Below are 15,291 nucleotides of genomic sequence, written 5' to 3'. Positions count from 1 at the left end.
ATCCAGTTGAATGCAGATGCTACCAGTATTTATGCGGGTTAGAGAGAGACAAAATCGCAAGAAAACAACTTTAGGAATTTATAAAGAAAAGGCGCTGTCGATACAGCGCCTTGAAAGGAGATTATTTCACCTGATGACCCGGTTTAGCACCAGCATCCGGACTTAGCAGGAAAATATCTTTCCCGCCAGGACCGGCAGCCATCACCATGCCTTCGGAGATACCGAAGCGCATTTTACGTGGTGCCAGGTTAGCCACCATAATGGTGTGACGACCAATCAGTGCCTGCGGATCCGGGTAAGCAGAACGAATGCCGGAGAAGACATTGCGTTTTTCACCGCCGAGATCCAGCGTCAGGCGCAGCAGTTTGTCAGAACCTTCAACAAACTCTGCGTTTTCGATCAGCGCCACGCGCAGGTCAACTTTGGCGAAGTCGTCAAAGGTGATGGTTTCCTGAATCGGATCATCTGCCAGTGGGCCAGTAACTGGCGCGGCAGCTGCTTTCACTTCTTCTTTAGACGCTTCCACCAGTGCTTCAACCTGCTTCATATCGATGCGGTTATACAGCGCTTTGAACGGATTCACTTTGTGGCCCAGCAGCGGTTGCTGGATACCATCCCAGGTCAGTTCTGTATTGAGGAATGCTTCTGCGCGCTCGGTCAGTTTCGGCAGTACCGGCTTCAGGTAAGTCATCAGCACGCGGAACAGGTTTATGCCCATTGAGCAAATTGCCTGCAGGTCGGCATCGCGGCCTTCCTGTTTTGCCACCACCCACGGAGCCTGTTCATCGACATAGCGGTTAGCCAGATCAGCCAGCGCCATGATTTCGCGCACTGCTTTACCAAATTCGCGGCTTTCCCACGCTTCACCAATCACTTCAGCGGCATCAGTGAAGGTTTTGTACAACTGCGGGTCAGCCAGTTCGCTTGCCAGCACGCCGTCAAAACGTTTGTTGATAAAGCCTGCATTACGGGAGGCCAGGTTAACCACTTTGTTAACGATATCGGCATTCACGCGCTGAACGAAATCTTCCAGGTTGAGATCGATATCATCAATGCGCGAAGAGAGTTTCGCAGTGTAGTAGTAACGCAGGCTGTCGGCGTCAAAATGATTCAGCCAGGTGCTGGCCTTAATAAAGGTACCGCGAGACTTAGACATCTTCGCGCCGTTCACCGTCACATAGCCATGAACAAACAGGTTGGTCGGCTTGCGGAAGTTGCTGCCTTCCAGCATTGCTGGCCAGAACAGGCTGTGGAAGTAAACGATATCTTTACCGATGAAGTGATACAGCTCGGCAGTGGAATCTTTCTTCCAGTATTCATCGAAGCTTACGCTGTCGCCGCGCTTATCACACAGATTCTTGAAAGAGCCCATATAGCCAATCGGTGCGTCCAGCCAGACATAGAAATATTTGCCCGGCGCGTTCGGAATTTCAAAACCGAAATAAGGGGCGTCGCGGGAGATATCCCACTGTTGCAGGCCGGATTCAAACCACTCCTGCATTTTATTTGCCACCTGCTCCTGCAACGCACCGCTGCGGGTCCATGCCTGCAACATTTCGCTGAAAGAGGGCAGATCAAAGAAGAAGTGTTCAGAATCACGCATTACCGGCGTAGCGCCAGAAACCACCGATTTCGGCTCGATCAATTCAGTCGGGCTGTAGGTCGCGCCGCAGACTTCGCAGTTATCGCCGTATTGATCCGGGGATTTACATTTCGGGCAGGTGCCTTTCACAAAACGGTCCGGCAGGAACATGCCTTTTTCCGGATCGTACAGCTGAGAAATAGTGCGGTTTTTAATAAAACCGTTTTCTTTCAGGCGAGAGTAGATAAGTTCTGACAACTGGCGGTTCTCTTCGCTGTGCGTCGAGTGATAGTTGTCATAGCTGATGTTAAAGCCTGCGAAATCAGTCTGATGCTCCTGACTCATTTCGCCAATCATCTGCTCCGGGGTGATACCGAGCTGCTGAGCTTTCAGCATGATCGGTGTGCCGTGGGCATCGTCGGCGCAGATGAAGTTGACCTCGTGGCCGCGCATTCGCTGGTAACGGACCCAGACATCAGCCTGGATGTGCTCCAGCATATGGCCGAGGTGGATTGAGCCGTTAGCGTACGGCAGTGCGCACGTCACCAGAATTTTCTTCGCGACTTGAGTCATAGTAGGCATTACTTCTTAATAGTGAAAAGGGGTTAGATAGTACCAAATGGGAAAATGTTAAGTAAGTACTTCTCTATATTCTTCAGGTAAACTATCAGCTGATGGTTTATCTATACAAAAAAGGAGTCGGGATGAACGAACAATCCCAGGCCAAATCACCAGAAGCCTTGCGCGCAATGGTCGCCGGGACACTGGCCAATTTTCAGCACCCAACCCTGAAGCATAACCTCACCACGCTGAAAGCGTTGCACCATGTCGCCTGGATGGACGACACGTTGCATGTGGAACTGGTTATGCCATTCGTCTGGCATAGCGCGTTCGAAGAGTTAAAAGAGCAATGTAGCGCCGAACTGCTGCGTATCACCGGGGCGAAAGCTATCGACTGGAAACTGTCGCACAATATCGCCACCTTAAAACGCGTGAAGAATCAGCCGGGAATTAACGGCGTGAAGAACATCATTGCGGTCAGCTCCGGTAAAGGCGGCGTGGGTAAATCCTCCACGGCGGTAAACCTGGCGCTGGCACTGGCGGCGGAAGGGGCGAAAGTCGGCATTCTGGACGCCGATATCTACGGCCCATCAATCCCCACCATGCTGGGCGCAGAAAATCAGCGTCCAACTTCGCCGGACGGTACCCACATGGCACCGATTATGTCTCATGGCCTTGCAACCAATTCAATTGGTTATCTGGTCACTGACGACAATGCGATGGTGTGGCGTGGTCCGATGGCGAGCAAGGCGTTAATGCAAATGTTGCAGGAAACCTTGTGGCCGGATCTCGACTATCTGGTGCTTGATATGCCGCCAGGCACCGGTGACATTCAATTGACACTGGCACAGAACATTCCAGTAACTGGCGCGGTAGTGGTCACCACCCCGCAGGACATTGCGTTGATCGATGCGAAAAAAGGCATTGTGATGTTCGAGAAAGTCGAGGTTCCGGTGCTCGGTATTGTCGAGAACATGAGTGTGCATATTTGCAGTAACTGTGGTCACCATGAACCGATTTTCGGTACCGGTGGTGCAGAGAAACTGGCCGAGAAATACCACACGCAGTTGCTGGGGCAGATGCCGTTACACATCTCCTTACGTGAAGATCTCGATAAAGGCACGCCAACGGTTATCAGCCGTCCGGAGAGCGAATTTACCGCTATCTACCGCCAGCTGGCTGACCGCGTTGCAGCCCAGCTTTATTGGCAGGGAGAAGTCATTCCTGGCGAGATTTCCTTCCGCGCGGTCTAACGCGTATAAACCTTTTTGGTTGCTTTTCATACACCGCAGAGATGTTACATTGATGCGGTGTATTTGTTTTTGCCGCATTAATGAACACTTATTTAATGCTGCAAATATTCTGCGGACCTTCGTCCGAAACTCTATAAAGTCGATTGATCGTACAGGCAATGCTTCATTATCATCCTTCGTGGCTGTGTAGTGGATGTACAGCTATAGTTTGTTATGCACTCATTCTATCCAGGCATAACCTTTACTACAGGGATAACGTTCAATGAATAAGTACTGGCTGTCAGGAATTATTTTTCTTGCCTATGGAATGGCTTCTCCCGCGTTCTCTTCACAGACTGCCACATTAACGATTAATGGCAGGATCAGTCCCCCAACATGCAGTATGGCTATGGTTAATGGACAACCTCAACAGCATTGTGGTCAGTTAACGTATGATGTTGATACCCGTCATCAGGTTTCTTCGCCAGTCAAAGGTGTAACGACAGAAGTGGTTGTTGCAGGTAGCGATAGCAAACGTCGAATCGTGTTAAATCGCTACGATTAATTTGCCACCCTGGTTTTTTAATCGGATTTAGAAAGCTGAAATCATTCGTGTGAATGATTTTAGCTTTTTTATTGATATAAATAATACCATTTACAAAAATCTGCATTAATTAATAGATGTGATAAATATTTAATATGCTTAAGTATTTGTTGTATTTATATTGCAATAGTTAATTTGCTTTAAATCAATAAAACAATATGTTTACATTGCGGCAACTTTTTTGATGTGAGAAATTTGTTTCTAAGAGATACAGACTCTTAACAACCAAAAAATAAATTTTATTAAGGAACATATTATGAAACGTTCAATTATTGCTGCCGCTGTCTTTTCTTCTTTTTTTATGAGCGCTGGGGTATTTGCCGCAGACGTTGATACCGGAACATTAACCATTAAAGGGAATATTGCAGAATCTCCGTGTAAATTCGAAGCGGGTGGCGATTCAGTAAGTATTAATATGCCAACTGTACCAACCACTGTCTTTGAAGGTAAAGCTAAATACTCGACCTATGATGATGCAGTCGGTGTAACCAGCAGCATGTTAAAAATTAGCTGTCCGAAAGAAGTTGCTGGTGTAAAACTCTCGTTGATTACCAACGATAAAATAACCGGAAACGATAAGGCGATAGCCAGTAGCAACGATACCGTGGGGTACTATCTCTATTTAGGTGATAACAGCGATGTCCTGGATGTTTCTGCACCTTTTAACATTGAGAGTTATAAAACAGCGGAAGGTCAATATGCTATTCCGTTTAAAGCAAAATACCTGAAGCTGACAGATAATTCAGTGCAATCAGGTGATGTGTTATCTTCTCTGGTTATGCGTGTGGCGCAGGATTAATAAATAAAATTTCAAGTTTCTCCAGGTAATAAACATGGCCGCTATCCCCATGGCGGCCTTTTAATTTAAGAGGCATTAAGATGAAAGGATTATTTGCTTTACTCATTTCTTCTATGGTCCTTCCTGCACATGCCGGTATTGTTATCTACGGGACGCGTATTATTTACCCGGCAGAAAATAAAGAAGTGATGGTGCAGTTGATGAATCAGGGAAACCGTTCTTCGCTGCTGCAGGCGTGGATTGATGATGGTGATACGTCGTTACCACCAGAAAAAATTCAGGTTCCTTTCATGTTAACGCCACCAGTGGCAAAAATAGGGGCAAATTCCGGGCAGCAAGTAAAAATCAAAATTATGCCGAATAAACTGCCCACTAATAAAGAGAGCATTTTTTATCTGAATGTTCTGGATATTCCACCAAATAGTCCAGAGCAAGAGGGCAAGAATGCACTGAAATTTGCAATGCAAAACAGAATCAAATTGTTTTACCGGCCTGCGGGTATTGCACCGGTAAATAAAGCGACATTTAAAAAGTTACGGGTAAATCGCAGTGGCAATGGATTGGTGATAAAAAATGACTCAGCAAATTGGGTGACGATTTCGGATGTCAAAGCTAATAATGTCAAAGTCAATTATGAAACTATTATGATTGCCCCCTTAGAAAGTCAGAGTATTAATGTCAAAAGTAATAATGCGAATAACTGGCATCTGACCATTATCGATGACCATGGCAACTATATTAGTGACAAAATTTAATTGCAGGAGCTGCCTATGTTGAGAATGACCCCACTTGCATCAGCAATCGTAGCGTTATTGCTCGGCATTGAAGCTTATGCAGCTGAAGAAACCTTTGATACCCATTTTATGATAGGTGGAATGAAAGACCAGCAGGTTGCAAATATTCGTCTTGATGATAATCAACCCTTGCCGGGGCAGTATGACATCGATATTTATGTCAATAAGCAATGGCGCGGGAAATATGAGATTATTGTTAAAGACAACCCGCAAGAAACATGTTTATCAAGGGAAATTATCAAGCGGTTAGGCATTAATACCGATAACTTTGCCAGCGGTAAGCAATGTTTAACATTTGAGCAACTTGTTCAGGGTGGGAGCTATACCTGGGATATCGGAGTTTTTCGTCTCGATTTCAGTGTCCCGCAGGCGTGGGTGGAAGAACTGGAAAGTGGCTATGTTCCACCGGAAAACTGGGAGCGGGGTATTAATGCGTTTTATACCTCTTATTATGTGAGTCAGTATTACAGCGACTATAAAGCGTCGGGTAATAGCAAGAGTACATATGTACGTTTTAACAGCGGGTTAAACTTACTGGGGGGGCAACTGCATTCTGATGCCAGTTTCAGTAAAACAAATAGCAATCCAGGGGTGTGGAAAAGCAATACCCTGTATCTGGAACGTGGATTTGCCCAACTTCTCGGCACGCTTCGCGTGGGTGATATGTACACATCAAGCGATATTTTTGATTCTGTTCGCTTCAGCGGTGTGCGGTTGTTTCGTGATATGCAGATGTTGCCTAACTCGAAACAGAATTTTACGCCACGGGTGCAGGGGATTGCTCAGAGTAACGCGCTGGTAACTATTGAACAGAACGGTTTTGTGGTTTATCAGAAAGAGGTTCCTCCTGGCCCGTTTGCGATTACAGATTTGCAGTTGGCCGGTGGTGGAGCAGATCTTGATGTCAGCGTGAAAGAGGCGGACGGTTCGGTAACCACCTATCTGGTGCCTTATGCAGCAGTGCCGAATATGCTGCAACCCGGCGTGTCGAAATATGATTTTGCGGCAGGTCGTAGCCATATTGAAGGGGCGAGCAAACAAAGTGATTTTGTTCAGGCGGGTTATCAGTATGGTTTTAATAACTTATTGACGCTGTATGGCGGATCGATGGTCGCGAATAATTATTACGCGTTCACTTTGGGGACTGGCTGGAATACACGCATTGGTGCCATTTCCGTCGATGCCACGAAGTCGCATAGTAAACAAGACAACGGCGATGTGTTTGACGGGCAAAGTTATCAAATTGCCTACAACAAATTTGTGAGCCAAACGTCGACGCGTTTTGGTCTGGCAGCCTGGCGTTATTCGTCGCGTGATTACCGGACATTTAACGATCACGTTTGGGCAAACAATAAAGATAATTATCGCCGTGATGAAAACGATATCTATGACATTGCCGATTATTACCAGAACGATTTTGGCCGTAAAAATAGCTTTTCTGCTAATATGAGCCAGTCATTGCCAGAAGGCTGGGGTTCTGTGTCATTAAGTACGTTATGGCGAGATTACTGGGGGCGTAGCGGCAGTAGTAAGGATTATCAGTTGAGTTATTCCAACAACCTGCGACGGATAAGCTATACCCTCGCGGCAAGCCAGGCTTATGACGAGAATCATCATGAAGAGAAACGTTTTAATATTTTTATATCGATTCCCTTTGATTGGGGTGATGACGTTACGACGCCTCGTCGGCAAATATATATGTCTAACTCAACGACGTTTGATGATCAGGGGGTTGCCTCAAATAATACGGGATTATCAGGAACCGTTGGAAGCCGGGATCAGTTTAACTATGGGGTCAACCTGAGTTATCAGTATCAGGGAAATGAAACGACAGCTGGGGCGAATTTAACCTGGAACGCGCCGGTTGCGACAGTGAATGGCAGTTATAGTCAGTCGAGTGCTTATCGACAGGCTGGAGCCAGTGTTTCAGGGGGCATTGTCGCCTGGTCGGGTGGCGTTAATCTGGCAAACCGTCTTTCTGAAACGTTTGCTGTGATGAATGCGCCAGGAATTAAAGATGCTTATGTCAATGGGCAAAAATATCGCACAACAAACCGTAATGGAGTGGTGGTATACGACGGAATGACACCTTATCGGGAAAATTACCTGATGTTGGATGTGTCACAAAGCGATAGCGAAGCAGAATTACGTGGCAACCGGAAAATTGCCGCCCCTTATCGCGGCGCGGTTGTACTGGTTAATTTTGATACCGATCAGCGCAAGCCATGGTTTATAAAAGCATTAAGAGCGGATGGGCAACCATTAACGTTTGGTTATGAAGTCAATGATATCCATGGTCATAATATTGGTGTTGTCGGCCAGGGAAGCCAGTTATTTATTCGCACCAATGAAGTACCGCCATCGGTTAATGTGGCAATTGATAAGCAACAAGGGCTTTCATGCACAATCACCTTCGGTAAAGAGATTGATGAAAGTAAAAATTATATTTGCCAGTAATAGTCAGGTGGTTCTATGGAAATTCGCATAATGCTATTTATATTAATAATGATGGTTATGCCTGTGAGCTATGCAGCATGTTATAGTGAGTTATCTGTTCAGCACAATTTGGTTGTTCAGGGGGATTTTGCACTTACTCAAACACAAATGGCGACATATGAGCATAATTTTAATGATTCGTCATGCGTGAGTACAAATACTATCACCCCTATGAGCCCGTCGGATATTATTGTTGGACTTTATAACGATACCATTAAATTAAATTTACATTTTGAATGGACCAATAAAAACAACATCACGTTGTCAAATACTCAGACCAGTTTCACCAGTGGTTATTCGGTAACGGTGACACCTGCGGCCAGTAATGCAAAAGTGAATGTTTCTGCGGGGGGCGGCGGTTCAGTGATGATTAATGGTGTTGCGACATTATCCAGTGCTTCATCATCGACACGCGGGAGTGCTGCAGTACAATTTTTACTGTGTTTATTCGGTGGCAAGTCATGGGATGCATGTGTAAATAGCTACAGAAATGCATTGGCACAAAATGCAGGTGTCTATTCCTTTAATCTGACATTGTCATACAACCCGATAACCACAACCTGCAAACCGGACGATTTATTAATTACGTTAGAGAGTATTCCCGTTTCACAATTACCAGCTACAGGTAACAAAGCAACAATAAATAGTAACAAAGGGGATATTGTTCTGCGTTGTAAAAACTTATTAGGTCAACAAAATCAAACATCACGGAAAATGCAGGTGTATTTATCAAGTTCTGACTTGTTAACCAACAGCAACACGATCCTGAAAGGTGCGGAAGATAATGGCGTAGGATTTATTCTTGAAAGTAATGGTACGCCAGTCACACTTTTAAATATCACTAACAGCAGTAAAGGATATACAAATTTAAAAGAAATTGCGGCAAAGTCAAAACTTACAGATACAACGGTTTCAATTCCGATAACGGCCAGTTACTACGTTTACGATACAAACAAAGTTAAATCTGGCGCACTGGAGGCAACCGCATTAATCAATGTGAAATACGACTAATAATAAGCAAGACGAGCAAGTGGCTAATAATAAAAAATAACAAGGTGTTTGCATTTCCCCCTCTCTCCGAGGGGGCTTTTTTTAGCGATGATAAAAAATCTCACCGTCGTAGGCTTTAATGATTTTACCGTCGGTGTCGCTGATCAACACGTACGCGCCACCCATATAGGTCCAGTGCGTCCCGGCATCAGGCGCGGGCAGGTTACGTAACTGCCACTGCTTAATGTTGTACTCATCGGTACGGTACATTTCTGGTACGGTGTCACCTGGTTTGAAATGCTTAAAGTCAGCAATGAAACTGCTTAACTCATACTTAGAAATTCCCGAGGTATTGGTCGAACCCGCGGTGGCTGGTGCGGCCCAGGCGGCACTGGTAACCAGCAAAAGCGCACCCAGCAACATCTTATTTTTAATGGTCATAAACTCTCCACTTTGGGGATCTGTAATATCAGTCGCATATCTTTCCTGCCATACAATATAACTGACAAGCGATATTTTGTTAGTGATCCCATGATTTCGTAAAAAGTGTAAATGAAAGGATGCCCTAAAAGCATCCTTAGCGAGCAGAGAGTCAGCGGAAATAGCTGATTTAAGAATCATCCTGGGCTGAAGATAACATGCAAGCCTAAAGGATTGAGTTATCGCATTATGCCCATGAAGCCATGTACGCCCATATACACACCAACTAAGCCAATCAACAGACTGGAAAAATAGGGAGCGCGTTTAGCGAGAGTGTTAAATCCGCTCCAGCGTTTTGCGACCTGCTGAACGCTGATTGCTGCGCCAACGCCTACGGTGACAAGCGTTAACGCCAGGCCAATGCTAAAACTGACGACCAGTGTTGCGCCCAGTGTCAGGGCTTTCAACTGAATGCAAATCAACAGCACGGTAATTGCTGCCGGGCAGGGGATAAGGCCACCGGTTAAGCCAAATAACAAAATTTGCCAGTTGGTGACCTCTCTACCATCAAATCGTCTTTTAATGTCATTGGCATGGGCTCGTGCATGGGCATCCTGATACTCGCCATGTTCGTGATGGTGATGATGCTCATGATCATGCTCGTGCTCGTGCTCGTGCTCGTGCTCGTGCATATTCTCCAGCCAGTTGCGTTCGCCGCGCCAGGTACGCCAGAACATCCAGAACGCGGTGCCAATAATGATCACCGTGGAAATCAACTGGAGCCACGGTTCTGCAGATTGAGCAGTAAAACGTTTGCTGATCACCATCCCGCCAAAGGCAATCAACCAGACCACCGCGGTATGCGAAATGGTTGCTGCCAGTCCGAGCATCACCGCCTGTTTAATGGTGCCTTTGATGGCGATGATAAACGCCGCCATCATCGTTTTTGAGTGCCCTGGTTCCAGGCCATGAAGCGCACCAAGTAAGATGGCGCTGGGGATGAAGAACCAGGCATTTCCTTGCTGAAGAAGAGTGGTAAATTCGGTCATGATAATAATTCTTAGTATTAATTCGGCAATCTGATTCTACTCCCCCCCAGTACCTGATACTACCCCCCAGTAGATTAATAGTGCTATGATTTTTCATATTCTTGTTAACCAGGTGTTGCCATGTCTCATACCATCCGTGATAAACAGAAACTGAAAGCGCGTGCCAGTAAGATTCAGGGCCAGGTCGTGGCGCTCAAGAAAATGCTCGACGAGCCGCACGAATGCGCTGCAGTTTTACAACAGATTGCTGCTATCCGTGGCGCGGTAAACGGTCTGATGCGGGAAGTGATTAAAGGTCATCTGACGGAACACATCGTTCACCAGGGGGATGAGCTAAAACGTGAAGAAGATCTGGATGTCGTTCTGAAGGTGCTGGATTCATATATCAAATAATTTATTAACGCGATTGTAAAACTGCCGTTTTTCCTCGTTTACAACGCGTGCGCTGGACATTACCATCCTCCTTTGCGATTTATCATCGCAACCAAACGACTCGGGGTGCCCTTCTGCGTGAAGGCTGAGAAATACCCGTATCACCTGATCTGGATAATGCCAGCGTAGGGGGCCAAAATAGTCTTGAAAATTATGTGGTTGTATCTCTTTTTGACCATAAATCATGCTGTTAAGGTACAAAAAGGGGTCGTTTATGAGGTCAAGAACTCTCCCATACACATTTCAGCGAAACGGTAATTACTATCTACAAATCCGGCTTTCGGATGGTCGGATATACAAAAAATCACTTTTTACTGACAGTTATCGCGAAGCATCGGCGTTGATGATTGGCCTTACTCCGCACATTCCTTTCGTTAAATCACTCGCTACTCCGTTGCCACAATTTAATAAGTTTGTTTCAAACTTGATCGCTTCGTCACGTAACGTAATGATTCCGTTGCCACTCCCTCAGCAATTGAACAATATTTCTAAAGAAGTTTTGCAGCTTCAACCACCAGCCAAACCGGAAAAGGTGCTAACACTTGCTGATGCGTGGGCTATGTACAAGGAGGAAAGAGGTCGAAATTGGACAAAATCGATCTCAATGGCAAATGAGCGTTATATGGAGGTATTGCTTGTTGTCTTGGGAAAAGAAACAGACGTAACGGCAATCACCAAACAAGATATTAAGCGAGTAATGGAAACTGTCGAAAACTTACCAAAGCGTGTAGTGCAACCGTATAGGTCAATGACTATTCAGCAACTAATCGAATGTGATGATGTGCTGCCAGAGGATTTAGTTGGTGCTGAGGCTGTACATAAGCACCTTAAAATCTACAAATCGTTATTCAAAACATTTCTGACTGAAAACAAAGATATTCTATCTAAGTCTCCGACTGATGGAATAGTAGCGGCACCATCCAAAGCTAGGTTTGGTGCATACAGTGCAGCAGAAATGAAAAAATTTGTAGGATGGGCACTAAAGCAGCCTGATGGATGGCAGAAGTGGATCACTTTGTTGTTGGCGTACACAGGAGCCAGAAGAGGTGAGATTGCTAAACTGGAGAAGTCGCAGATCAAATTTGATGAAGATAGCCAGCGGCACTATCTTCTGATCGCGGAAAGAAGGCTGGGTAAAACTGAGAATGCTACAAGACAGGTAGTGATTCATCCCAAACTGATTGAGTGGGGGTTTCTGGATTTTGTTAACCGCCAATGGAAAGAGAAAATCTTTTCGGAAGTCTCAGGTCGAAATATGTCAAAGATAGGTAAAGTTCTTTCAGATGTTCGTGATCAGCTTGATATTCCTTATCTTGATGATTATGGGCAGCGGCGCTTGGTGCATAGTTTCCGGCATACTATGATTTCTACTTGTTTAGCTGGTTGGGTGAGTAATTTGGCGCATCTGCAACAGGTGGTAGGTCATGAAAAGAGTGGAGTAGGGATTACCCAGCGTTATCTGCACACATTCCCACTTTCCACCGTTTGTTATGTGATCGATGGTCTTTGTTGGGAGACTTAGTTATTCGTGTATCCTTCTTAGTGTATAACCAGCTAATAATTTGTAGATTTTTATTGTCTGAGATCAAAAATTTTCACAACTAATTTACAATAATAACTTAAGATGAATTTAGGCTTAGTGAGTCTTCTATGGTTAAAAATTTAGGCAAAAAATACAAGTATGGCGATCAACCGATAAGAGCTATTACCATACAGATAATTGCTAATCAGTTTGGTGGGGCTGCAACGGCTAAGCAGGTAGATGATTATCTTAGAAAGCTATTTCCATCTTATAAAGATAATACTTGGCTCAATTTAATTGCTAATACAGTTAATTGTAAGCGGAGCTACTGGAGTTTCAACAAAACTGCCCGACGAACTGATGATGTAACTCATCGGCATCATAAGTATGACCGATTGTTCAAGCGTGGAAATATTTTTGAAATCTATCAACCATCTGTGCACGGTATTTGGGAATTATACCAGGATTTAGAAGGGATGTGGCGTTATCGTCAAGTAAAATCGGTTTTCGAAGAAGCTGTTGAGACGGCTGCAAAATTATCTTCAGTGGAACGAAAGCAAATTTTAGCGACAGAAAGTAAAATCCCGGAACTAATCGAAGTAACAACACGAGTTTATAAACGAAGCCCATATGTAGTTGCTGAAGTTCTTTTGAGAGCAAATGGAAAATGTCAATATTGTAAGCGAGATGCTCCTTTTCTAAAGGAAGATGGTACTCCATTTCTAGAAGTTCATCATATTGAGTGGCTTTCAAAGGGGGGGGAGGACTCTGTGGAAAATGCTATTGCATTATGTCCTAATTGCCATAGACAAGCCCATTATGGCGATCTGACATTACTACCTGTTAATAAATAGGCTTGATAAAAGTTCTATTTCTATATTTTTCAATATACAAATTTCCCCAAAAACGGCGTGAATATCACGCCGATCAATCATACTTCAGAACACATACTCAATGTGTAAACAGCCATCTCCCCATCGGGATTAGAAGGGCGTAATACAAATATCGGTATACTGCCATTGTCAATGTATGTGGCTGCAACCCCTCCGTCAGGTGTAGCATACATCTTTGCGATGCTTTTTTGACCTACCAAATCAAGTCTCCAAGTTTTACCGCCAAGATTTATGGTCATTTTTTTATCTTGTATATCAAAAGTTGAATCTACAGAAACTTTCTGACTTCCCGAGTCAATATGACCTTCCTGTATTGCTTTACAGGAAAAGGTTGTGGCGTGGCCCATCACTGGAATTAACAAAGCGGCAAATACTAGTTTTTTCATTTGTCTCCCTTGGTGTGTCAAATGGATGGTGATGCTAATAATACATGATTGATTCAAAATGTCACGATTAGTGCGTGGTTAATTGGTGCGTCAAATTGCATCTTTGTGCCATGCGAAAGAATCTGAGATACCTTTTTGGACAACGAGTAAAAGAGTTCCGTATAGCTATTGGCTTAAGCCAAGAGGCCTTTGCAGATCGGTGTGGTTTTGCACGTAGTTATATGAGTCGAATTGAGCGTGGTTGCTCTAATGCATCTCTTGATGCAATTGAGGTTCTGGCTGACGCTTTGCGTATTGAGCCTTGGCAGTTACTGGCTTCTGATTCAAGGAAACCTGATGATCAGGAGGTACTTGTTCCTTATGCTGCAGATGGGTCGTGTTTTCATCCAGGATTGGCAAGTACTCGCGATGGTTCGTTTAGAGTAGGGGAAAAATCAGCCCAGAAACGTTTCAGTTCGTTCAATGAAGCTCTCGAATACCTTCGTGGAATGGAAACCGCGAAGTGGCGTAGGCCTAATGCTAGTGGTAATTGGGGAATTGTATCTGCGGTTAAATGGGATCGACTGAATCAATAAGATATCAGTAATTTTCGGGCCACTCCACAAGGCAATAAGTGGCTTAGTGGTGATTATCGAAGGGGAATACAAGCGAGCACCTAGGCACCATTGCAAGAACCGCTCAACGCTGAGATCAGCAAGCCCCGATTTTTGCCGACCGTCCCTGTCAAATATCAAGGAGGCATTACGCCACCTGCTCTTTCTTGATACGTTGCACCGTCTGCGTGCTGACACTGAAATCTTTTGCTACGCTCCGAATTGAGCCACCATTCGCGAGAGCGGCAGCAATTCCCGCTCGATCAATTGCTTTTCCATTACCACGTTTTGCTATACGTCCAGCGGCCTTGGCTGCGGCGATCCCTTCACGTTGACGCTCAAGCATCATTTCACGTTCCATTTGTGCCACTGCTGCAAGAACTGTGAGCATCATATTCCCTGCGGGAGAGTTCTTTCCTGTCTTAAAGTCTTCTTTATGGAAATGCACAGACACGCCGCGCTTTGTTAATTGCTCTACAGTTGCCAGAAGGTCGGCTGTATTACGACAAAGGCGATCAATACTATGGACGTGTAACACGTCACCCTCCCGCACATAGTTCATCATTGCCTCAAACTGTGGGCGCTGAGTGTTCTTGCCTGACGCTTTATCTTCAAAGACTTTATCAAGAGTTACTCCTGCTAATTGACGGTCTGTGTTTTGTTGCACAGTCGATACCCTAATGTATCCAATATTAGCCATCTTCTTTTTTCTTCTGTATTGATTTGTGTGTAGTGATTATTGAGCGTGTTGATTAGGTGTGTAAAGTACTTTTTTCACTACGAAATTCGAAGTTTTTTAGTGTGGTGATTTAGCCTGCCTTATCACTACACTTCTTGCATGAGAATCATGTAGTTACATTTTGGTAAAATTAGCAAGCTATTAAATTGTGTGTTTATTTTGAAAAAATAATTTTTGTTGCATTAAAGAAAACTTGTTC

General features: G+C 44.7%; 15 protein-coding genes and 1 riboswitch. Of the genes, 10 read left to right on the top strand and 5 right to left on the bottom strand.

The features are described 5' to 3' along the window. Positions 1–121: 121 nt before the first annotated feature. A complete protein-coding gene (gene metG, locus ACJHYW_RS14320) occupies positions 122–2,155 on the bottom strand; it encodes a methionine--tRNA ligase (RefSeq protein ID WP_001295427.1) in 2,034 nt (677 codons plus the stop codon). 131 nt (positions 2,156–2,286) lie between these two features. Between metG and apbC the strand changes: the two genes are divergently transcribed. From apbC to ACJHYW_RS14290, 6 genes are all read left to right on the top strand, one after another. Further along, a complete protein-coding gene (apbC, locus tag ACJHYW_RS14315; RefSeq protein ID WP_001005448.1) occupies positions 2,287–3,396 on the top strand; it encodes an iron-sulfur cluster carrier protein ApbC in 1,110 nt (369 codons plus the stop codon). A gap of 262 nt (positions 3,397–3,658) precedes the next feature. Further along, entirely contained in the window at positions 3,659–3,940 is a 282-nt protein-coding gene (locus tag ACJHYW_RS14310; RefSeq protein ID WP_001046488.1) for a YehE family protein, read from the top strand. A 295-nt stretch (positions 3,941–4,235) separates the two neighbouring features. Continuing rightward, positions 4,236–4,778: a fimbrial protein gene (locus ACJHYW_RS14305; protein ID WP_000830468.1), complete on the top strand. Its 543-nt coding sequence runs from the start codon at positions 4,236–4,238 to the stop codon at positions 4,776–4,778. Positions 4,779–4,858: 80 nt separating this feature from the next. Further along, positions 4,859–5,533, top strand: coding sequence for a fimbria/pilus periplasmic chaperone (locus ACJHYW_RS14300; RefSeq protein ID WP_000677183.1), 675 nt, complete (start codon positions 4,859–4,861; stop codon positions 5,531–5,533). A gap of 15 nt (positions 5,534–5,548) precedes the next feature. Next, positions 5,549–8,029, top strand: coding sequence for a fimbrial biogenesis outer membrane usher protein (locus tag ACJHYW_RS14295; protein ID WP_410233364.1), 2,481 nt, complete (start codon positions 5,549–5,551; stop codon positions 8,027–8,029). Between the two features lie 15 nt (positions 8,030–8,044). After that, positions 8,045–9,079, top strand: a complete 1,035-nt coding sequence (locus ACJHYW_RS14290) for a putative fimbrial-like adhesin protein (RefSeq protein WP_000405682.1) — start codon at positions 8,045–8,047, stop codon at positions 9,077–9,079. Between the two features lie 81 nt (positions 9,080–9,160). Here ACJHYW_RS14290 and rcnB read toward each other — a convergent pair whose 3' ends face one another. Beyond that, on the bottom strand, positions 9,161–9,499 hold the full coding sequence (gene rcnB / locus ACJHYW_RS14285; RefSeq protein WP_000153067.1) for a Ni(II)/Co(II) efflux transporter accessory subunit RcnB: 339 nt from the start codon (positions 9,497–9,499) through the stop codon (positions 9,161–9,163). Between the two features lie 218 nt (positions 9,500–9,717). Continuing rightward, positions 9,718–10,527: a nickel/cobalt efflux protein RcnA gene (rcnA, locus tag ACJHYW_RS14280; protein ID WP_061092862.1), complete on the bottom strand. Its 810-nt coding sequence runs from the start codon at positions 10,525–10,527 to the stop codon at positions 9,718–9,720. Positions 10,528–10,647: 120 nt separating this feature from the next. On the opposite strand from rcnA, the gene rcnR reads away from it, so the two are divergent. The 3 genes from rcnR (at position 10,648) to ACJHYW_RS14265 (ending at position 13,335) form a co-directional block, all read left to right on the top strand. Further along, positions 10,648–10,920 carry a Ni(II)/Co(II)-binding transcriptional repressor RcnR gene (gene rcnR / locus ACJHYW_RS14275; RefSeq protein ID WP_000019944.1) on the top strand — a complete coding sequence of 91 codons (273 nt, stop codon included), beginning with the start codon at positions 10,648–10,650 and terminating at the stop codon, positions 10,918–10,920. 91 nt (positions 10,921–11,011) lie between these two features. Further along, positions 11,012–11,107: riboswitch (TPP riboswitch) on the top strand. Positions 11,108–11,173: 66 nt separating this feature from the next. Next, positions 11,174–12,481, top strand: a complete 1,308-nt coding sequence (locus ACJHYW_RS14270; RefSeq protein WP_001257775.1) for a tyrosine-type recombinase/integrase — start codon at positions 11,174–11,176, stop codon at positions 12,479–12,481. A gap of 128 nt (positions 12,482–12,609) precedes the next feature. Then, positions 12,610–13,335, top strand: coding sequence for an HNH endonuclease (locus tag ACJHYW_RS14265; RefSeq protein WP_000240373.1), 726 nt, complete (start codon positions 12,610–12,612; stop codon positions 13,333–13,335). 77 nt (positions 13,336–13,412) lie between these two features. On the opposite strand, the gene ACJHYW_RS14260 is transcribed toward ACJHYW_RS14265, so the two are convergent. After that, entirely contained in the window at positions 13,413–13,760 is a 348-nt protein-coding gene (locus ACJHYW_RS14260; protein ID WP_000737407.1) for a hypothetical protein, read from the bottom strand. Between the two features lie 110 nt (positions 13,761–13,870). Here ACJHYW_RS14260 and ACJHYW_RS14255 point away from each other — a divergent pair, with 110 nt between their 5' ends. After that, positions 13,871–14,335 carry a helix-turn-helix domain-containing protein gene (locus ACJHYW_RS14255; protein WP_001316486.1) on the top strand — a complete coding sequence of 155 codons (465 nt, stop codon included), beginning with the start codon at positions 13,871–13,873 and terminating at the stop codon, positions 14,333–14,335. Positions 14,336–14,501: 166 nt separating this feature from the next. On the opposite strand, the gene ACJHYW_RS14250 is transcribed toward ACJHYW_RS14255, so the two are convergent. Continuing rightward, entirely contained in the window at positions 14,502–15,053 is a 552-nt protein-coding gene (locus tag ACJHYW_RS14250; RefSeq protein ID WP_001273871.1) for a recombinase family protein, read from the bottom strand. Positions 15,054–15,291 lie beyond the last annotated feature (238 nt).

The sequence above is a fragment of the Escherichia sp. WS3063 genome (assembly GCF_046486595.1).
GTDB classification, from domain to species: Bacteria; Pseudomonadota; Gammaproteobacteria; order Enterobacterales; family Enterobacteriaceae; genus Escherichia; species Escherichia coli.
Note: the sequence above shows the minus strand (reverse complement) of the source record. Positions and strands in the feature narration are given on the sequence as shown.